The sequence below is a fragment of the Pseudoduganella sp. jia 12 genome (assembly GCF_055502675.1).
Genome location: NZ_JBUXKP010000001.1, coordinates 45,770 through 66,366 on the forward strand (window position 1 = coordinate 45,770; position 20,597 = coordinate 66,366).

The window sequence follows — 20,597 nt, forward strand, 5'->3', positions numbered from 1 at the left end:
AAACGCCGCCAGGGAACCGCTGATTGCTTCATGGCGGCGATCTCAGCCATGAGAAACGCGCCTGGCCGCGTCACAAATTCCCGCCATATCGGCGGTCGCCTCCCTCGGAGTGACGGCGAACTTGCGTCTTGCTGGACACGCTGTTCACGGCTGATCTCCTCCACCAGCAATCGATCAGCGCTTTATCAGGCGGAATTGCAGTTGCAGAAGCGCTTGCGGGCATCGGGCTGCGCATCCTGCACCAGGGGTTTCCAGAACAGGATCGTCTCGACGCCATATGGGGAGCGCACATTGCCGTCGCGCCGGTAACCGCTGGCATCGAAGAAACCTTCCGCGGTGGCCGTGCTGTGCAGGTGCAGCGCCTTCATGCCCGAGGCGAGCGCCCGTTCCTCCATCCGCCTCAGCAGTGCCGAGCCGGCCCCCTGCCGCTGCGCTTCCGGCACCAGGTAGCACAGCGCCAGCTTGCCCGCCCCGGTCAGCAGCGACACGCCGACGACCTCGCCACTACGCACCGCCACCAGCGAATAATTGGTGGGCGATTCGAACCACGACGTCACCATGGCCGGGTGCTTGTTGCCCAGCCAGGCCGCCAGGATGTCCGGGTCGTCGTGGTGGTCGAGCACGCAGCATTCGGCGATCGAGCGGCGCAAGACCTGGCATACGGCGGCGGCATCGGCGGAAATGGCAGGGCGGATTTCGAAACTCATGGAAATTCGTGCGATTGAAGCATGACAGCGGGCTTGGACGACGGCTCGCTGCAACGCGAGAGCAAAGGTCAATGGTGCGCTACGGAAGCGCTGATTTATTCATGGCGGCGATCTTGAGAAAACGCGCCCAGCTGCGCCACAAATACCCCGGCATACGCCAGTATGACGGAGCATTTGCGTCTTGCTGGACACGCTTTTCAACACTGATATCATCCACCAGCAATCAAACAGCGCTTCCCTAAGGCGGCTCATTAGGCGGACTATACACCAGTCGGCCGCAAGCCGCCGGCTCCGCTCGCGCCGGGTGCATCTAAGCAAATTACGAAAATATCGTTTCTTTCCAGACGCAATCTGGCGGACCATACATATCTGTTTTTTACACGAGTACACCATGGAAAATAAAAAAATCGTATTTGGCGCCGCATCCAGCCGCATCGGCTCCACGCACGGCACCCTGACCTCCGTGCTGCGCCGCGTGCTGCTGGCGTCCGCCGCCGCCACGGCGCTGGGCCTGGCCCCGGCCCACGCGGCCGATGTCTCGCTGCTGAACGTGTCGTACGACGTCGCGCGCGAACTGTACAAGGACATCAACCCGGTCTTCGAAGCGCAATACAAGCAGCAGGCCGGCAAGAGCATCGAGGTGAAACAGTCGCACGGCGGCTCCTCGAAGCAGGCGCGCTCGGTGGCGGACGGCCTGGAGGCGTCGGTCGTCACGATGAACCAGGCCAATGACATCGACATGCTGGCCGACCGCGGCCTCGTCGTGAAGGACTGGGCCAAGCGCTTCCCGAACAATGCCGCGCCGATGTATTCGACCATGGTGTACCTCGTCCGCAAGGGCAACCCGAAAGGCATCAAGGACTGGGCCGACCTGGCCAAGCCTGGCGTGAAAGTGGTGATCCCGAACCCGAAGACCGCCGGCAATGGCCGCTACACGTATCTTGCCGCGTGGGGCTCGGTGCTGCAGAACGGCGGCAACGATGCGCAGGCGCGCGACCTGGTGACGAAGATCTTCCGTAACGTGCCGGTGCTCGATGGCGGCGGCCGCGCCGCCACCACCACGTTCACGCAGCGCCAGATCGGGGACGTGCTCGTGACGTTCGAGAACGAGGTGAGTCTGGTGCGCGCCGAGATGGGCAGCAATTTCGACATCGTCTACCCGTCCGTCTCGATCCTGGCCGAATCCCCGGTGGCCGTCGTGGACAAGGTGGTCGACAAGCGCGGCATCCGCAAGGAAGCCACCGCCTACCTGAACTTCCTGTATTCGGAAGCGGGCCAGGAAATCATCGCCAAGCATTACCTGCGTCCCCGCTCGGCGGCCGTGGCCAAGAAATACGCAGCGCAGTTCAAGCCGATCAAGCTGTTCACGGTCGACGACGTGTTCGGCGGCTGGCGCGCGGCGCAGAAGCGCCACTTCGACGATGGCGGCGAGTTCGACAAGATCTACGCAAGCAAATAAGCACGTCGGCCGCTCGGGGCACCGTCCCCCGAACCAGACCGGGTATTGCCATGCGCGCCCGCCCCTTCCAGGGCGGGCGCGCTGCTTTCAACGGCACGAATCCCTGGACTCATCACATTTTTGTCATGTTTGGGCCCGCACTGCTGACATAGGCTGGACTGTTCTGTCAAGCGCATGCTATCTTTCGGCCTTCTGGACCTTGCTATAAAGCATTGCTCCATTCGCTCGCCCATTCCTCGCACAACCCAATGATCAAGAAAATTGCAGCAGCAGTGCTGCTTTCCGTTTCCGCAGCCGCGCTCGCCGTGCCGCTCGGTTCGCAGTCCGTGCTCGTCGTCGACGACGCCGGGAAAATCATCCTCGAAAAAAATGCCGACACCGTCGTGCCGATCGCCTCGCTGACCAAGCTGATGACGGCAATGGTCGTGCTGGACTCCAGGCTCGACATGCAGGAACAGATCAGCATCGACCGCGACGATGTCGACACGTTCAAGCACAGCACGTCGCGCGTCCCGGTCGGTGCCACGCTGTCCCGCTACGACGTGCTGCACCTGGCGCTGATGTCGTCCGATAATCGTGCCGCCGCGTCGCTGGCGCGCACCTTCCCCGGCGGCCCGGCCGCGTTCAAGGCTGCCGTCGATGCCAAGATCCGCGCGCTGGGTATGAAGAATACGAGCATCGCCGAACCCACCGGCCTGTCGCCGAGCAATATCTCGACCGCGGAAGACCTGGTCAAGATGGCCTCCGCCGCGGCGCGCTACCCCACGATCACCAGCATGACGACCGACAAGAGCGACATCATGAAGATCAAGGGCCGCGAGGTCGAATACCACAACACCAATCGCCTCGTCGGCGCGAAGGGATGGGACATCGGCCTGTCCAAGACGGGCTACACGGAAGAAGCGGGACGCTGCCTGATCATGCGCATCAAGGCGGCCGGCAAGAACGCCACGATGGTGCTGCTCAATGCCGGCGGCTCGTCGGCGCGCATCTCGGATGCGCTGAACATCCGCCGCCTGATCACCGGCAACGATGAACCGCGCGTCGCCACCGCGCCGCGCGTGATGAAGGCTGCGAGCAAGGCAAGCAAGGCAGGCAAGGCGCGCAAGACAGCCAAGGTCGAGGGCCGCAAGAAGGCCGTCATCAAGAAAAAGCCGACCCGGCGCCGCGCGTCGTAAGGTTTCTTCCCCCCTACCGGAAGCCGGCCGCGTGCCGGCTTTTTCACGTCCATGCGCCCGGTCATCAAGCGGTAACGCGCGCCTCCTAGAATTCCCGGCTCTCATTAACCCTTGCCTTACCTACACTACAGCGCATGAGCAAAACCTCCCGCCCGCCCGAACCGGAAGACTTCGGCACCAACCAATCCGGCAATCCCTACTTCGGCGACATCGCCACGGCCAGGCTGTCGCGCCGCGCAATGCTGACCGGCGGCCTCAGCACGGTAGCGCTGGCACTGTTCGGTTGCGGCGGCGGCGACGATCCCGCCCCGCCCTCGACTGCGCCGGTCACGCCGGCGCCGCCGGCCGGCCCGGTGCTGCCGGAGAACACGCTCAATTTCGACAGCGTGAAACGCACGCCGATGATGGCCGGCGACGACCTGGTCGTGCCGCCCGGCTACCGCTGGACGGCCGTGACGAAACAGGGCGATCCGATCGGCAGCAAGCTGGGCGCTCCCGCGTTCCGCACCGGCGCCGCGCGCCGTTTCGACACCACCGGCGCCGAAGCGGAACTGCAGTTCGGCGACAACCACGATGGCATGGCCTGGTTCCCGCTGCCGTTCGGTTCGACGAACAGCGACCGCGGCCTGCTGGCGATCAACCACGAGGCGGCGCGCGCCAACGTGATCAGCGGTTTCCGCTTCGCCGGCGTCAACGCCGCGACCGATCCGGCCACGCTGGACCCGGCCGGCGAAACGGCGATGAACCCGGACGTGGTGCGCAAGCAGAAGGCCTACCACGGCGTCTCCGTCGCCGAGGTGTACCGCGATGCCGCCGGCCAGTGGCAGGTGCAGCGCGACTCCACCTATGCCAGGAAGGTGCACGCGGACACGTGGATCGGCATCGGCGGTCCGGCGCGCGGCCATGCCGCGCTGCGCACGGGTGGCGATCCTGCCGGCGAGCAGGTGCGCGGCACGCTGGGCAACTGCGGCAGCGGCGCCACGCCGTGGGGCACCTACCTCACCTGCGAGGAGGACAGTCACAAGAACTACTTCGCGACGCGTGAACTGCCGGCTGGCGATCCGCGTTTCCAGGACCCGAAGTGGGTGCGCTACAACATCGTGCCAGCTTATGCGCGCGACTACACGTGGCACTTCCTGGACAAGCGCTTCGACCTTGCCGTGGAACCGAACGAAACGAACCGCTTCGGCTGGGTCGTGGAAATCGATCCGTACGACCCCACCTGGCAGCCGGTAAAGCGCACGGCCATGGGCCGCTTCGCGCACGAAAACGTGGCGCACCTGGTGAACGCCGACAAGCGTGTGGCGTTCTACATGGGCGACGACCAGGGCTTCGACTACATCTACAAGTTCATTACCACGAAAGCGATGGACACCGGGAACCGCACCGCCAACCGCGGCCTGCTGGACGACGGCGTGCTGCACGTGGCGAAGTTCAACGAGGATGGCAGCGGCGAATGGCTGCCGCTGGTGCATGGCCAGAACGGCCTGACGGCGGAAAACGGCTTCGCCGACCAGGCATCGGTGCTGGTCTGGGCGCGCCTCGCCGCTGACAGGGTGGGCGCCACGCAGATGGACCGGCCCGAGTGGATCGCTGCCGATGCAGGCAGCGGCTGGGTCTATGCCACGCTGTCGAACAACACCAGCCGCGGCAGCGCGACCGCGCCGGGCACCACCGCCGCCGCGCCGCGCGCCGCCCAGGCGAAGAATGCAATGAACCCGCGCGACAAGAACCTGCACGGCCATATCATCCGCCTGCGCGATGCCGGCGGCAACGTGACGGCGACCCGCTTCAACTGGGAGATGGTGGTGCTGGCCGGCACCGGCACCACCGATACGCCGGACCCGGCCAATCGCGGCACGATCAACGGCGACGCCTTCAGCTCGCCGGACAGCGTGATGTTCGACGGCTGGCAGCGGCTGTGGATCGGCACCGACGCGGGCGACGCGCTGAAGGCCTCCGACTGGACCGGTGCCGGCACCGACTGGTCCGGCCTCGGCAACGACATGCTGCTGGCGATGGATACCCGCACCGGCCAGGTGAAGCGCTTCCTGATCGCCCCGGATGGCGCCGAAGTCTGCGGCACGCAGATGACGGCCGACGGCCGCACGCTGTTCGTCAACATCCAGCACCCCGGCACCGAGCAGCCGCGCGATATCCCGATCGATGCGATGACCTGGCCGGACAAGGTGCCCGTCTCGCAGGGCGGCATCGTGCGTTCGGCCACGGTGGCCATCACGCGCATCGATGGCGGGGTGATCGGCATCTGATGCCGGTGCCGTTCAGGTAACGCAACCCCGGCGGCGGATGCCGGGGCATATGCAGGCGATGCCGCTACGCCGATTGACGCCAATTGACGCCGATCGACGCCGGTTGAACGGCATGGGCATCCGGCGCCTGTTTGCTTGACGCTACTTCTCCGCCTGCCCCACCAGCGTCACGGGCCCCAGCAAGCCCGCCGGCTGCGGCGCGATCTTCGCCGTATCCTGGAGCTCGAAGCGGTTGCCATAGCGCAGGCGCAGCAGCTTGAAGTCCGGCAGCTCGCGCCCGGCCAGCGTGTTCACGCCCAGGTTGGCCACCCTTACTTCGATCGCGTTGGCACCGGCTTTCAGGAAAGGCGTCACGTCGAGGCGGTATGGCGGATGCCACAGCGTGCCGGCGCGCTGGCCATTCACGGTGACGATGGCCGCGTCGCGCAGTGCCGGTTCGTACATGGCCCGCATGCCCGAATGGTGCGCGTGCACGCCGCTGTCCGGCAGCGGCGTGCCGGTGCCGAAGTCGAGCGACACGCGCTTGCCGTCCAGCTGCTGCGCCGTGACCGTGACCTGCCTCGCATATACGGCCTGCCCGGAGAAGTAGCGCGTGGCTTCGCTGTCGGTCCATGACACCAGCTTGTCCATCGTGACCGGCGCCCGGTCCGGGAAGCGCACTTGCCATCCTGTCGACAGGTCGGCCACCACGGCGGCGCCGCCGGTCTTGCGTTCGGGCGCGGCACCCGGCATCGGCGCATCGCTCATCACGTACACCACCGATTCGTACGGCGCCAGTTCCAGCACCGGCGCCAGCGCCGATTGCGCCAGCCTGCCGCTGTCGGGATCGAGCCGGGTCGCATGGCGGCGCGGCTGCCGGAACGCCAGGTTCGCGGACACCGGCTCGTTGCTGGTATTGGCGATGAAGTAGATATCCGCATCGGCCAGCTTGCGGCGCACGAAGCTGACGCGCTTGCCCACGTTGCTCGACTGCGCGTCGCTCAACTGCACGTCGCCGGGCAGCACGGCCAGCAGCGCGCGGCCCAGCTCCGCGTCCGTACCGATCCTCGTCACGCCGCGGCCCGCCGCGAACAACGCGGCAGAGGCGCGCTTCACCTCGGCGGTGATGCGCTGCGCATCCTTGAAGCCCGGCGCCAGCGACGGCGTGGCGCCGATCGCGATGATCCTGCCGCCGCCCTTCACGTAGGCCGCCAGCTTCGCCAGCACCTCGGGCGCCAGGCGTGTCACGTTCGGCATCACCAGCACCGGGTAGCGGTCCAGCCCCACGCGCAGCACGGCTTCCGGGTCGACGTAATCGAGGTTGTGGCCGCTGTCCATGATCTGCTGCACCAGCTCGGGCTTGATGAACTTCGGCAGTTCGCCCGACAACGATGTCTTGCCCGGCCGGTTGATCGCGTACACATCGTCGTTCGGCAGCAGCACGGCCACCTGGTTGGCCGGGGCGCCCTGCCGCAGCAGGTAGCTGACGCGGGTGAGATAGGACGACACTTCCGGCATCACCATGTACCACGGCTGGTGGTGGTTGAACACGGCCGCCGCGTACAGCTGGTAGCCCGGCTCCGGCGCGTTCGGCGGCGAATACGGCCAGCCATGGCCGACGATCTGCGTCACACCTTGCACGAACATGCGGTCCGCCTCGGCCTTCATGTCCAGCGGGCTTGCCGTGTGCGCGGGCGAACGCAGCCACGTCCACGTTTCGGCCGACACCACCGGCTTGCCGTACAGGTGCGCCGCGGACGACGCCAGCCGGGTGAACGAGAATTGCCGGTACTGGGCGCCCTCGCCTTCGAACAGGTCCTGGTGGCGGAAGCTCGACAGCGAAGCGGGCGGCTCGCCGTACGTTTGCGAGCGGAACCGCGTGCCGTGCCGGTGCGCCCAGGCGGTGACCGGCTTCAGGTAATTGTCTTCCACCAGTTCGGTCTGGGTCAGCGCCCAGTCGTGGCGCAGGGCCGGCGCGTCGGCGCCCTGGCCGGAAAACACCAGCGGCAGGTACGGCCGCAGGTCGTAGCCGCGGCGGCGCTGGAACTCGTCGAGGAAGTTGTCGGTCCAGTCGGTACCGTAGCTTTCCAGGCTGTCCGAGAAGATCGCGTACGGCGGCTGGTCGCCGAACGCCTTCAGCAGCGGTTCGCCCACGTTCTGCAGGTGGTTGTCGATGGCGCGGCGGCTCATGTGGTCCAGCACGTAGCCTTCGCCGCCGACGGCCGGCCGCTTGACCTGCATGCCCGAGCGGCTGGCGATGTAGTACACCGCCACGCGCGGCGCGTCGGCCGGCGGCACGGCGCCGCGGCCGTTGCCGGCCGCCGTTTCCTTCAGCGGCCGCAGGCGCGTGGCATCGTAGTGCCTGGCCGTGCCGCCGCCGATGAACACCGCCTCGATCTTCTCGCCTTCCGTCACGGCCGGCAGCGCGTAGCCCGATGCGCCGGCCGGCACTTCGATGACCGCCACGCGCATCTTGCCGATCGCGTCGCCGATGCCGATGTGCGGCCCGCCGAACGGCCAGCCGCTGCCGAGGGTCAGGTCCACGCGCAGGCCGGCCGCACGCCCCTTCTCGTTGGCGAAACGCACCGCATCGAGGTGTTCGGGCGACAGGAACGGCAAGTTCTTCACGCCGCGCGACGGGTCGTCCAGCGCCATCGGATACACGGCCTGGATCTCCACGCCACCGATGCCGCCCCACTTCATCTGGTCGATCTCATGGGCCAGCTGCGCCTTCTCGACGGCGGGGCCGAACCACCACCACCGCATCATCGGCCGGGCATCGGCGGGTGGCGTTGCCAGGTGATCCGCCACGTCGCCGATGCGCTGGAATACGGTGGGATCGTGCGGCGCGGCATGGGCCAGGCCGGCGGCCAGCGCGGCGGCCAGCAAGGTCCACCGCAACCGGCCGGGTGATGCCGTCCGGACGGCTGCGACAAGGGATCGGCGGGCGTGGCGCTGGGGCATGGGAAGTCTCCTCGTATGGTTCATGACGGCTGCCGCCATGATGAAGACCTTGCGCTGATTTTCCTACGCGCACAGCTCATTTACGGGGCAATACTCAGCCGATTGATCGTTTGCATACGCGGCCAGCGCAGGATAATAGATGCACACGCGGCCAACATGCTGGTCAATGCTCGCGCACGCGGCCAGCGTGCGACTTCCGGTGGCAAAAGCTGCAATACTGCGCAGTCCACCAACCTGTCGGGAGCACAGCATGGAAGCTCAAGAGGTACACCGTGGCCGTCTGATCGATCATATCCAGCTGGTCGTGAAGGACCTGCCCGCGTCGCAGCGTTTCTATACGGCGATCTTCGAGGTACTGGACATTCCGGTCGGCGGCACGGCCGAGGATTATTTCTGGGTCGACGAGCTGTTCGTCTCGGCCCGCGACAGCGACACCGCGCAAGGGCACCTGACGGGCCGCCACCACCTGGCGTTCCAGGCCCGCGACCGGGCCATGGTCGACGCGTTCCACAAGGCGGCGCTGGAAGGCGGCGGCAAGGATAACGGCGCTCCCGGCGAGCGCCCCTACCACCCCGGCTATTACGCGGCGTTCGTGACCGACCCGGACGGCAACAACATCGAAGCCGTGTTCCACGGCGAATCGCAGCGCAGCGCGCCGTCGGTGCAGATCACCTGGTAAGGCTGGCCGCATCGGCCATGCATGCAAAAAAGGGCGCCGAAGCGCCCTTTCCTGTTTTCCGCGAACGGATCAGCCCTGCTTGCGGCGGCGTGCGGCGAAACCCAGCACGGCCATGCCGCCCAGCAGCATGCCGTACGTGGCCGGTTCCGGTACCGCCGATACCGTGAAGCTGCCGCCATAGCCAACCGAAGCACCCGGAGCCGCGGCAACGAAACCGTTGACGACCAGCGTCAGCGGGCCGGTCACGGCCACGTTGGTGAGATCGGCAGTCGATATGAACCCGTTGTTGATGACCGCATCCACGCCGTTCAGGGTAACGCTCGTGAAGTTGATGTCGGTAACGAAGTCGGACATGTTGATCAGGCCGACGCTAGCGACACCGGCTGCCGCCGTGTAGTTCGTGAACGTGAACGTATCGGAGAATACGCCCTTGTTGGCGAACACATCGATGTGGGTGGACCAGGTGACCGGGCCACCTTTCAGGTCGATGACGTAGTTTTCGGCGCTGGCGGCGCCAACGGTGGTAGCCAGGGCGGCCGCGAGAACGATCGAATGCGGTTTCATATATTGGTCTTCTTTAATGAGAGTTGCTATACGACTAAGTTAAGCGCAATCCAAGAAGTTGTCAATATTAAATTGTCGATCAATTAAAGAAATAAAAATTCGCCCTGGCCAACGCATGCCGTGCGTCCTTATTCGAACCAGCTGAACCCGTCGCGCGCCAGCAGCGCGAACGATTCCGATGGGCCCCACGTGCCGGCGGCATAGGCGCGCGGCTTCTCGTTCAGCGCGCTCCAGCCGTCGATGATCGGATCGGCCCATTCCCACGCCGCTTCCAGTTCGTCGCGGCGCATGAAGTGGGTAAGGCGGCCGCGTACCACGTCGATCAGCAGGCGCTCGTAGGCTTCGGCGCGGCGCTGCGTGAACGCGGAATGCAGGTCGAGGTTCAGTTCCACCTGCTGCATGTGCATACCGCTGCCCGGCTGCTTGGCCATCACCTGCAGCTTGATCGCCTCTTCCGGCTGCAGTTCGATCACCAGCCGGTTGGCGACGCCGCCCGGGGTTTCCGGGAACAACGGGAACGGCGGGTTGGCGAATTCCACGACGATCTTGGACGAACGGCGCTCCATGCGCTTGCCGGTGCGCAGGTAGAACGGCACCTTGGACCAGCGCCACGTGTCGACATAGGTGCGCAGCGCCACGAACGTCTCGGTGCCGCTGTCCGGCGGCACGTTCTTTTCCTCCAGGTAGCCCGGCACCGCCTGGTTGCCGCTGGCGCCGCGGATGTACTGGCCGCGCACCGTGTCGCGCGCGATGGCGGCCAGGTTGAAGCGGCGCAGCGAACGCAGCACCTTGAGCTTTTCATCGCGCACCGCGTCGGGCGCCAGCGATGCCGGCGGCTCCATGGCGACGATGCACAGCAGCTGCAGCAGGTGGTTCTGCACCATGTCGCGCATGGCGCCCGTGCCGTCGTAGAAGCCGGCCCGGCTGCCGACGCCCACTTCCTCGGCCACCGTGATCTGCACGCTGGTGATGTTCGGCGCGCGCCACAGCGGTTCCAGGATCGAATTGCCGAAGCGCAGCACCATCAGGTTCTGCACGGTTTCCTTGCCCAGGTAATGATCGATGCGGTAGATCTGCGATTCCGCGAAATGCTTGCCGACGGCCTCGTTGATTTCCACGGCCGACGCCAGGTCGCTGCCGAGCGGCTTTTCCAGCACGACCCGCGCATTGGCGTCGACCAGGCCGGCGGCGGACAGCTTTTCGCAGATGGTGGTGAACAGCGACGGCGCCGTGGACAGGTAGAACACCCGGATGGCCCCTGCGCGCGACACCTTCGCCAGGGCGGCCAGGTCGTCCTGCTGCACGTCGACGCGCACGAATTCCAGGCGCTGCAGGAAGCTGCGCCAGGCGTCGTCGGCGAAGTTGCCGTCCGAGATGAACGAGCGCGAATGCTCCTCGACGAACGCCAGGTAAGCCTCGCGGTTGAAATCCTGGCGCCCCGTGGAAATGATGCGGGTCGCGGCGGGCAGGTTGCCATGCAGGTGGGCCATGTACAGGGCCGGCAGCAGCTTGCGCATGGCGAGGTCGCCCATGCCCCCGAAGATGATCATGTCGAGTGGCAGGCTGTTATCTGGTTGTGCGGACGAGGTCATATCGATCGATGTGGTTGAGGGAAGATGAATTCGGGACAGCATTGAAAACCTTGCAATGGTATCCGAACCCGCCCTGGTTTGCCGATCGGTGTCTTGCGATCCCCGCTCAGGTGCCCAGTGCCTGCCGCAGCCCGCTGGCCCGCTGCGTGCGCTCGGCGATCGCCTGCCCCAGCACGGCGGCGTTCGGCGACACGAGCGTGAAGAACTCGCGGGCGCGGGTGATGCCGGTGTAGACGAGTTCGCGCGCCAGCACGGCGTTCGCCTGCGGCGGCAGCACCATGGCCGTGTGCAGGAACTCGGAACCCTGCGATTTGTGCACCGTCATCGCGAACGCCGTTTCCACGTTGCGCAGGCGCGTCGCCAGCACGCTGCGCACCGCTTCGCCGTCCGGGAACCATACCCGCAGCGAATCGGGGCGCTGCGGGTCGGGCAGCGTGAGCCCGATGTCGCCGTTGTAGACACCCGTCGCATAATCGTTGCGGGTCACCATCACGGGGCGGCCCACATACCATTCGCCGCGCCGGCGGATCAGCTTTGCGCCCTCCAGCTTCGCTTCGATGGCCTCGTTCAGGCCGGAAACGCCCCATTCGCCTTCGCGCACGGCGCACAGCAGCCGGAACTGCTCGAAACGGTGCAGCACGTCGCGCACCCAGCGCTCGTAGTCCCCGCCCGGCCCGGCACGCATCAGCTCCAGGTAATCGCGGTAGCCGGCGCCGGCGCCGGGCCGGCCCTGGACCGCGAGCGCCAGCACGTCGTTCGGCCGCGCGCCTTCGATCCAGCGCAGCCGGCCATCGCTTTCTCCCTTCAGCACCTCGCGCGCGGCATCGGCGTCGCCGCGGTTGACGGCCAGCGCCAGCTTGCCGATCGGACCGCCGAAGCGCCGGCTCTGGCGCAGCATCACGATGCGCTGTGCCAGCGGACCGCCGTCGCGCTCGCGGAATGCCGCGGGAATCGTTTCGCCGGTGGCGGCCAGCACGTAGTCGCACGTGGCGGCATCGTAGTTGCCGCTTTCCGCCTGTGCGCACAGGTCGCCCAGCACGGCGCCCGCCTCCACCGACGCCAGCTGGTCCTTGTCGCCCAGCAGGACGAGCCGCGCGTGCGGCGGCAATGCGGCCAGCAGCGCCGCCATCATCTCCAGGTGCACCATCGATGCCTCGTCGACGATCAGCACGTCCACTTCCAGCGGATTGCCGGCGTTGTGGGCGAAACTGCGCGTATCCGGCCGCGCGCCCAGCAGGCTGTGCAGGGTGCGCGCGCCGCCCATCCGCGCGGCCAGTTCGCGCAGCGGCAGGTCGTCTCCCAGCTTGCCGGCCAGCTCGTCCAGCGCCGCGTCGATCGACTGTTTCAGGCGCGCCGCGGCCTTGCCGGTCGGCGCGGCCAGGGCCACACGCAAATTCTGCAATGCCTGGGCCCCGGTGCCGGCCGTGGCGAACAGCAGCGCCAGCAACCGCGCCACCGTGTACGTCTTGCCCGTGCCGGGGCCGCCCGTGATCACGGCCAGCTGGCCGCGCAACGCGGCGGCGCAGGCGATCTTCTGCCAGTCCGGCCCGCCCTCGCGCGCCGCGTGGGGGAACAGCCTGTCGAGCCAGCGCCGCACCGCGGCCGTATCCACTGCATGCGCCGCGCCCGCGCGCGACTGCACGGATGCCGCCACCGTCGACTCGTCGCGCCAGTAGCGGCGCAGGTACAGCCGCTCGCCGTCGAGCACGAGCGGCTGGTTGAAATCCAGATCGCCCACCGGCCACACCTGCTCGCAGCCCTGCAGCGCCGCGCGCCAGCCGTTGACGTTCTTCGGCAGCGCACTCCCCGCCTTCGCCGCGGCGGCGCGCAGCGAGGCCCATTCGCCATCCAGCCAGCCCAGCTGCGGCGAGGGGTCGGCGGCCAGGTCGGCCAGCACGAGGCAGCTGTGCCCGCGCCCTTCCAGTTCGGAGAGCAGCACGCAGGCCAGCAGCAATGGCGGCGGCGCATGGCCCAGCGTGGCCACGAAACGGGCAAACGCGCCCGCCAGCCGCCGCAGCTTGCCGTTCTCGGTCAGCGCGTCGATCGTGTCGAACAGCGCGGGGTGTGCAAACTTCGGGTCAGTCATCGAGGGGTCCTTCATCTTGCGCGCCGCGTTGCAGCAGCTCGTCCAGTTCATCGAGCAGTTGCGGGTCCGGTTCCAGCACGTGGCAGCCGCGCGTGGCCGTGTTGCCGATGCCGCGCAGGAAGAAGAAGATGGCGCCGCCCAGCTGTTCGGCCGGGTCGTACGCGTCGCCCAGCCTGCTCGCCAGCAGCCGGTGCAGCGCCAGCAGGTAGATGGCGCCCTGCACGTCGTAGCGGTGTTCGGCCATGCCCAGCGCCAGCGCCTTCGCATGATAGGCCGCATCGTTGCCGCCCAGCGCATTCGACTTGTAGTCCAGCACCCAGTAGCGGCCCTCGTGCTCGAACACGAGGTCCGAGAAGCCTTTCAGCATGCCGTGCAGCGCGCGCTGCGGCAGCGGTGGCCGGGGCACGCCACCGAGCAGGTGGCGGCGGCACACCGCATCGAGCGCGCCGGTGGCCAGGTGCTCGCTGGGGAACCAGAACTCCATCTCCGGCATCACGGTGCCGATGTCGCGCAGCGCGGCGCCGAGCGGCGGCAGCACCGTCGTCACGGCAGCGCGCAGCCAGGCGATCGCGTCGTCGACGCGGTGGCCCCAGCCGGCCCGCTCGATACGGCGGCCCATGCGCACTTCGCAGTTGGCATCGTCGATGCAGCCGAAACCTTCCTGCGCCAGCCATTCCAGCTGTTCGTGCAGGAAGTTGCCGGGAACGGAACCGCGCGGGAACCGATGCCAGGGCGCGTCGTCCACCCGGCCGGCCGCCACATCGGCACCCTCGCCTTCCAGCAGCGTTTCCTCGAGCGCGCGGCGCGGCGCGGCCTGCGTGCCGCGCGCCAGCGACGTGAAACTGCCCACCGACCAGTTGCGTTCGAACTGCGCGCGATAAGGCTCGGGGCTGGCCAGCGGCTCCTGCTCTTCCACCCGGTCGAGCATGGTCGGCCGCCCGGGATGGCACAGCGAGGCGATGCCGATCGCGCCGCAGTCGCCGGCCAGCTCCCGCCAGCGTTCCTGCAGGCTGTCCGCCGGCAACGGCGCGCCGCCGGTGAGCAGGTAGCCCAGCGCCGATTCGTGCAGCACGTTGCTGCCTTCCTTGCGGGCCGGCAGCGCGGCCACGCCCAGCCACAGGAAATGGCGCGCGCGCGTAAGCGCCACGTACAGCAGCCGCAGGTCTTCCTCGATGCGCGCCGCCTCCACGGCCGCCTGCGCGTCCTCGGACAGCGCCATGTCGATGCGCCGCACCCCATCGGCATCGGTGTATTCGAAGAAGCTGCGATTGCGCTTGTCGACCTTGCGCGCCGTGACGGCGAACGGCAGGTACACGAGCGGATATTCCAGCCCCTTGGACTTGTGCACGGTCACCACCTTGACCAGTTCCGCATCCGATTCCAGCCGCAGCACCTGCTCGTCGCCCATGGCGCCCTCGCCTTCGACCTGCTCGGCCATCCAGCGGATCAGCGCCTGCTCGCCATCGAGCTGGCGGCTGGCCGTCTGCAGCAGCTCGGCCAGGTGCAGCAGGTTCGTCAGGCTGCGCTCGCCGCCCACGTTGCCGGGCGCCAGCAGCGCGGCCGGCAGGCCCAGCTCATGGATGAAGCGCCGCAGCATCGCCAGCACGCCCTGGCGCTGCCAGATCGTGTGCAGGCTCTTGAGCTGTTCGACGCGGGTCTCCCACGCCAGTTCGTCCGACGACAGGCGCGCCAGTTCGGCCAGCGGGAGGTTGGCGGTGCGCGTCGCCAGCGCGGCCCGGGCCAGCGCGCCGTCGAGCGGATTGGCCAGCGCTGCCAGCCAGCGCAGCACGTCCCTGGCCTCGTCGGACGCCAGCACCGAATCCTTGTCAGACAGGTACACGCTCGGCACGCGCCGCTGCTGCAGGGCGCGGCGGATCGCTCCCGCCTCTTTCCTGTCCCGCACCAGGATCGCGATATCGGCCGGTTCCAGGCGTGCGAACCTGCCATCGGGCTGTTCGAAGCCGGTACGCGGATCGTTCAGCAGCTGCACGATGTGCTCGGCGCAGTGGCTGGCGAAGAATTCGCGGTAACCATCGGCCTTCAGGTCCGGCACTTCGCTGCACGACACGGTCAGGGCCTGCAGCTGCCCATCGACGCCGACCAGGCGCTCGCCATGTCCCTTGGCATCGACGGCATCGAACGGCAACGGGTTGACCGTACCGCGCCGGAAGCGGAAGGCGCCCTGTGCGAAGCCGCTGCCGCCGGCGCCCCGTTCCGCGTGCAGGAAGATGCGGTTGACCGCCTCCACCACGTCGCGCGTGGAACGGTAGTTCGTGCCCAGCTGGTAGTGCCGGCCTGCGGTGGCGCGGCGCGCGGCCAGGTAGCTGTGGATGTCGGCGCCGCGGAAGCCGTAGATCGACTGCTTCGGATCGCCGATCAGGAACAGGCCGAACGCCGGGTCGTCGTCGGCCACCCGGTACAGCAGGTCGAAGATGCGGTACTGCGACGGCGCCGTATCCTGGAATTCGTCGACCATCGCCACCGGGTACTGTTCGGTGATGCGCTGGCGCAGCGCTTCGCCGTTCTCGCCTTCCAGCGCCTTCTGCAGCCGCACCAGCATGTCGGCGAAGCCGAACTGGCGTTCGCGCGCCTTCAGCTCCGCCATGCGCGCGGCAATGACGCCGGCGGCGTGGCGGTACAGGCGGTGCGACAGCGGCTCGCAGGCGTCCAGCGCTTCCTTCAGCGTTTCGAGCGCCGCGAAGTCATCGGGAATATCGGTGCCCTTGAAGGCCTCGGCGATCCCGGATGGCACGAGCCGCTTCCAGCCGGAGACCGACAGCCCGGGATCGACCAGCGCCGGATCCGCCGCCCATGCATGCAGGCTGCCGAACCAGCCGGCCAGCCAGTTCGACTTCATCAGCTTGCCGTCCAGCTGCTTGGCCGCTTTCTGCCGCTCCAGCCATAGTTCCATGCGCGCCAGGCGGTCGGTCCAGCCCGACTTCAGCGCCGCCAGCTGCTGCTCGCGCTCGCGCAGCGAACGGCCGACCAGCGCGCCCAGCGGCTCGTCCGAACGCCAGCCGTCGTCGGCACGCTTGACCAGTTCGCGCAGGCCGCGCTTGAGCCGCTCCACGTCCGGCCAGCATTCGAGCAGCGCGCCGAGCGCCGGCTCGCGCAGCGGGTACACCTGCTGGCGCCAGTAGTCGTGCGCAGCATCCTCGAACAGCGCCGCCTCGTCGCTGATCAGTTCCTCGTCGAACAGGCTGCCGCTGTCGAACGCATGTTCGCGCAGCATGCGCTGGCACCACGCGTCGATCGTGAAGATCGCCGCCTCGTCCATCGTTTCGGCCGCCAGCATCAGCCGGTGCGCCGCCTGCTGGCGCTGTGTCTCGTCCGGATAAGCGTCCAGCAGGCCCGCCAGGTAGGGATCGCAATCCTCGATTTGTCCGCGGAAGCAGCCGGCCGCCTCGACGAGCCGTTCGCGGATGCGGTTCGACAGCTCGCGCGTCGCCGCACGGGTGAAGGTCATGACGAGAATGTCTGCCGGCAGCAGCGGCCGCGCGTAGGCGTCGTCGCCGCCATGGCCCAGCACGAGGCGCAGGTACAGCGCGGCGATGGTCCACGTCTTGCCGGTGCCGGCACTGGCCTCGATCAGGCGGGTGCCGTGCAGCGGGAAGGTCATCGGGTCGAGCAGGCGGCTCATGCCTCGCCTCCTTCGATCGGCTGCACTTCCACGGTCGCCAGCCAGTCCACGAGCGGTCCGTACAGCGCATGCGCGGTCGCGATGAAGCCCGGCTCGGCTTCCAGGTCGCCGTACTCGGGCCACAGCCGGTAAAGGCAGAGATCGTCCTTCTCGCCGCGGCGGTCGAAGCCGTGCTCGTAGGTGTCGCGCGGGTCGCCGCCGGACACCAGCGCCAGCGCCGTCTTGCTGGCCACCGGCAGGGGCCCGTCCATGCCGCGCCGCCACAGGGCGACAAGATCCTCCAGCGTGCCGCGGGCGGCTTCCCGCTCCAGCGGCGGCATCGACAGCACGGCGTCGCGCGCCACCAGCAGGCCCGTGATGGTTTCTCCCTGCGCGGCGGCAGCCAGCTGGCGCAGCCAGGCGCCAACCAGCTTGTCGCCACGGGGCTGGCCGGACCTGTCGAGCGCCTTCGACGACATCTGCGCCAGCCACACCTTGGCGTCGCCGTCGGCACGCAGGCCGTCGATCCAGTCTTCCAGCACCACGCCATGCAGCTCCAGGCCGACCGGCAGCTTCGGCGCCGCTTCCGGGTAGGCGCCGCGCAGCTGCAGCCAGGCGCGCCGCACGGGCAGCAGCGCCGCGATCAGCCCATCGCGCACGCGCTCGCCGATGACGCCGATGGGCAGCACGCCTTCGCGCTGCAGGCGGGCCGCCCGCTCCACGAGGCTGGCGCGCACGTCGTCCTCTTCCTCGGCGCCATCGTCGTCCAGCATTTCGTCTTCGAGGAAATAGCGGTCCAGCGCATCGAGCACGAACGGTTCCTCGTCTTCGCCCACGAGGGCCGAGTCGGCGAAGCGCACCCCGAGCCGCTGGCCAAAGAAGTATTTCACGGGCTGGCGCAGGAACGCCGCCAGCCCGGCCAGCTTCAGGCGGAAGCGCTCATCGAGTTCATACGGCGGCAAGGCGGCCGGCAAGCCTGTCGACAATGCGGCCGTGTCGCCCTGGGCGTGGGCGGAGCGCCATTCGGCCGCGTAGGTGAGCAGGCCGCCCTGTTCGAAGTAGCGCCGCGAGAACGGCTGCAGCGCATGCTCGACCGTGCGCTCGGCCAGGTCGAGGTGCCACCCCGCCTTCAGGTAATCGGTCAGCTGCGCCACCAGCACGGAAGGCGGCTGTTCGCTGTTGTCGCGGGCATTGCGGCCGCACCAGCTCACGTACAGCACATCGCGCGCGGCCAGCACGGCTTCGAGCATCAGGTAGCGGTCGTCGTCGCGGCGCGAGCGGTCGCCCGGGCGCGCCATGCCGGGCAGGGCCAGCAGGTCGAAGTCGGCACGGCTTGCGCGGCGCGGGAAATCGCCGTCGTTCATGCCCAGCAGGCACACCACGCGGAACGGCACCGCGCGCATCGGCATCAGCGTGCAGAACGTGACGCCACCCGACACGAACTGGTGTTCCAGCGACGGCTCGTCCAGCGCGCCCAGCCACGCCTCGCGCAGCACCTGCAGCGGTACCGGCTCGTCGAAGCCGGCGCCGTCGCACGTTTCCAGCCACGCGTTCAGCGTTGCATCGAGCTCGTTCATCGTCAGCCGGTCCGCCTCGTCGCGCGCATCGAAGAACGCGGCCAGCAGCGCGCGCGCCTGCTCGCCCCATTCGAACGGCGTGCGCGGCTGCGCCAGGCGCTCGCGCCAGTCCAGCAGCGCTTCGACCAGTTGCGCCAGCGAGCCGGCCAGCGCGGCATCGAGGCCGCCCACTTCGCCATACGGTTCGATGTCGCCGAACGCGCCGCCGGCGCCGCTGGCGTAGCCGAGCAGCATGCGCCGGATGCCGAAGATCCACGCGTTCTGTTCGCCGGTCGGCCCCAGGCCCAGGCCGGCGCGGTGTTCGCGGTCGAGCCCCCAGCGCACGCGGGCGCCTTCGATCCAGCGGCCCAGGATCGGCAGGTCGTCCTCGACCAGGCCGAAGCGCCGCGACACGGCCGGCACGTCCAGCAGGTCGCGCACCTCGCTTTGCCGGCAGCGCTGCTGCGGCAGGCGCAGCAGCCATTCCAGCGCCACCAGCAGCGGATTGACGCTGCGGTCGTTGACGTCGCCGATCTCGAACGGGATATGGCGCGGGTCACCCTTTTTATACTGGCCGAACACCGCGTGGATGGCCGCCGTGAACACGCCGATGTCCGGCACCATCACGACGATGTCGCGCGGCCGCAGCCCGGGGGTGTCGGCGAATTGCGCCAGCAGGCGGTCGTGCAGCACTTCCACCTCGCGCTGCACGCTGTGGGCGATGTGGAACACGATGGAACGGTCTTGCGCGTCCGGTACCGGGAAATGGTGTTCGGACAGCGGCAGCATGTCGCGCACCGCGCCCTGCAGCTGTTCGAGCAGCGTGTCGCCGTCGCCGTCGCTGAACAGGTCCACGCGCAGGTGGCCGCCCTCGCCGCCGGTGGCTTCGTCGAATTCGTCGAGCATGCGGATGTAGTCGCGCCCCTGCCGGCCCCAGCTCGCCAGCAGCGGGTGGCTGTGCGCGTGCAGCGCCTCGATCGGCACCTGCGCCAGGTCGACGCCGTTGCGCTGGGGGTGCCGGCGGCGCGCCGCGCGCAGCAGGTCGCGGCCGTCGATGATGTCGCCCCAATAGAAGCGGCACGGGTTCGGCACCGCCACGATCACCTGGGTGAAGCGGGCCAGTGCGGCCAGCGCCTGCAAGGTCTGGTAAGGCAGTGCCGATACACCGAACAGGACAACCCGGCGGGGCAGCCGCGCTACCGGCTGCGCGCCGCCTTCGACGGCGCGAATGAATTCCGTGTGCACGCCGGCGCGGCCCAGCGTGCGCTCTTCATCCGGCACGCTGGCGATGATGGCGCGCCACAGCGCGGCCTGCCAGCGCTGGCCTTCCGGCAACGGATAATGCACGCCGCGCGGGCAGCACATCTGGTCGCGCCCCGCCGCCCAGTCCTCGAGCCAGTCGGCGCGGTACACCTGGTACTGGTCGAACAGGTCGGACAGCCGCTCGGCGAGCTGCAGCCGCCGTTCCTGGCAGCCGCCTTTCAGGAAGTGCCGCAGCGGCTCGAACGCATCCTCGCGCAGCAGCGCCGGCAGCAGGCGCATCAGCCGCCACGTGAGCGGCCCCTTGTCGAACGCCGACGTGCGCGGCACGCGGTCGCGGCCCAGCATGGCGCGGTAGGCTTCCCACAGGAAGCGCGCCGGCAGCGCCACCCGGGTGGCGGCGCACACGCCCGCTTCCTCGGCCAGCGCGATCTTGAGCCATTCGGCCACGCCGTTCGACTGCACCAGCATCACGTCCGACTCCAGCGGCGCCAGCGGATTGTTACGCAGCCATTGGAAGACGGCACCGCGCAGCTGTTCGAGCTGGTTGCCGTGCAGAATCAGTAAACCGGGGGCGATGCCTGTTGCCATGATGAGTTCTTGCTAGTCGAGGGCGTATTATCCCCGATGCGGCCCAGCTGCGTCCCGAATTCCCGGCCGCATCTTTAAATACCTATATGCAAC

At 68.0% G+C, this 20,597-nt stretch carries 11 protein-coding genes; 4 read left to right on the forward strand and 7 right to left on the reverse strand.

Going from position 1 to position 20,597, the window contains the following annotated elements:
• Nucleotides 1-185 precede the first annotated feature (185 nt).
• Nucleotides 186-707 carry an N-acetyltransferase family protein gene (locus ACY65G_RS00255; protein WP_464995374.1) on the reverse strand — a complete coding sequence of 174 codons (522 nt, stop codon included), beginning with the start codon at nucleotides 705-707 and terminating at the stop codon, nucleotides 186-188.
• Nucleotides 708-1,098: 391 nt separating this feature from the next.
• Here ACY65G_RS00255 and ACY65G_RS00260 point away from each other — a divergent pair, with 391 nt between their 5' ends.
• The 3 genes from ACY65G_RS00260 (at nucleotide 1,099) to ACY65G_RS00270 (ending at nucleotide 5,614) form a co-directional block, all read left to right on the forward strand.
• Nucleotides 1,099-2,166 (forward strand): sulfate ABC transporter substrate-binding protein, encoded by a 1,068-nt coding sequence (locus tag ACY65G_RS00260; RefSeq protein ID WP_464995375.1) that lies wholly within the window; start codon nucleotides 1,099-1,101, stop codon nucleotides 2,164-2,166.
• 248 nt (nucleotides 2,167-2,414) lie between these two features.
• Complete coding sequence (locus ACY65G_RS00265) at nucleotides 2,415-3,344, forward strand: serine hydrolase (protein WP_464995376.1); 930 nt, start codon at nucleotides 2,415-2,417, stop codon at nucleotides 3,342-3,344.
• A gap of 134 nt (nucleotides 3,345-3,478) precedes the next feature.
• Nucleotides 3,479-5,614, forward strand: coding sequence for a PhoX family protein (locus tag ACY65G_RS00270; RefSeq protein WP_464995377.1), 2,136 nt, complete (start codon nucleotides 3,479-3,481; stop codon nucleotides 5,612-5,614).
• Nucleotides 5,615-5,755: 141 nt separating this feature from the next.
• Here the strand turns inward: ACY65G_RS00270 and ACY65G_RS00275 are convergent, their stop codons facing one another.
• Nucleotides 5,756-8,557, reverse strand: a complete 2,802-nt coding sequence (locus tag ACY65G_RS00275; RefSeq protein WP_464995378.1) for a glycosyl hydrolase — start codon at nucleotides 8,555-8,557, stop codon at nucleotides 5,756-5,758.
• Nucleotides 8,558-8,807: 250 nt separating this feature from the next.
• On the opposite strand from ACY65G_RS00275, the gene ACY65G_RS00280 reads away from it, so the two are divergent.
• Entirely contained in the window at nucleotides 8,808-9,236 is a 429-nt protein-coding gene (locus tag ACY65G_RS00280) for a VOC family protein (protein WP_464995379.1), read from the forward strand.
• A gap of 69 nt (nucleotides 9,237-9,305) precedes the next feature.
• Here ACY65G_RS00280 and ACY65G_RS00285 read toward each other — a convergent pair whose 3' ends face one another.
• The 5 genes from ACY65G_RS00285 to recC all read right to left on the reverse strand — a co-directional run bounded on the left by ACY65G_RS00285 (nucleotide 9,306) and on the right by recC (nucleotide 20,504).
• Entirely contained in the window at nucleotides 9,306-9,800 is a 495-nt protein-coding gene (locus tag ACY65G_RS00285) for an FxDxF family PEP-CTERM protein (RefSeq protein WP_464995380.1), read from the reverse strand.
• 128 nt (nucleotides 9,801-9,928) lie between these two features.
• Complete coding sequence (zwf, locus tag ACY65G_RS00290) at nucleotides 9,929-11,392, reverse strand: glucose-6-phosphate dehydrogenase (RefSeq protein ID WP_464995381.1); 1,464 nt, start codon at nucleotides 11,390-11,392, stop codon at nucleotides 9,929-9,931.
• A gap of 106 nt (nucleotides 11,393-11,498) precedes the next feature.
• Nucleotides 11,499-13,478 carry an exodeoxyribonuclease V subunit alpha gene (recD, locus tag ACY65G_RS00295; RefSeq protein WP_464995382.1) on the reverse strand — a complete coding sequence of 660 codons (1,980 nt, stop codon included), beginning with the start codon at nucleotides 13,476-13,478 and terminating at the stop codon, nucleotides 11,499-11,501.
• Nucleotides 13,471-17,118: an exodeoxyribonuclease V subunit beta gene (gene recB, locus ACY65G_RS00300; RefSeq protein ID WP_464995383.1), complete on the reverse strand. Its 3,648-nt coding sequence runs from the start codon at nucleotides 17,116-17,118 to the stop codon at nucleotides 13,471-13,473. The genes recD and recB overlap by 8 nt, the downstream gene beginning before the upstream one ends.
• On the reverse strand, nucleotides 17,115-20,504 hold the full coding sequence (gene recC, locus ACY65G_RS00305) for an exodeoxyribonuclease V subunit gamma (RefSeq protein WP_464995384.1): 3,390 nt from the start codon (nucleotides 20,502-20,504) through the stop codon (nucleotides 17,115-17,117). Before recC ends, recB begins: the two co-directional genes overlap by 4 nt.
• Nucleotides 20,505-20,597: the final 93 nt, after the last annotated feature.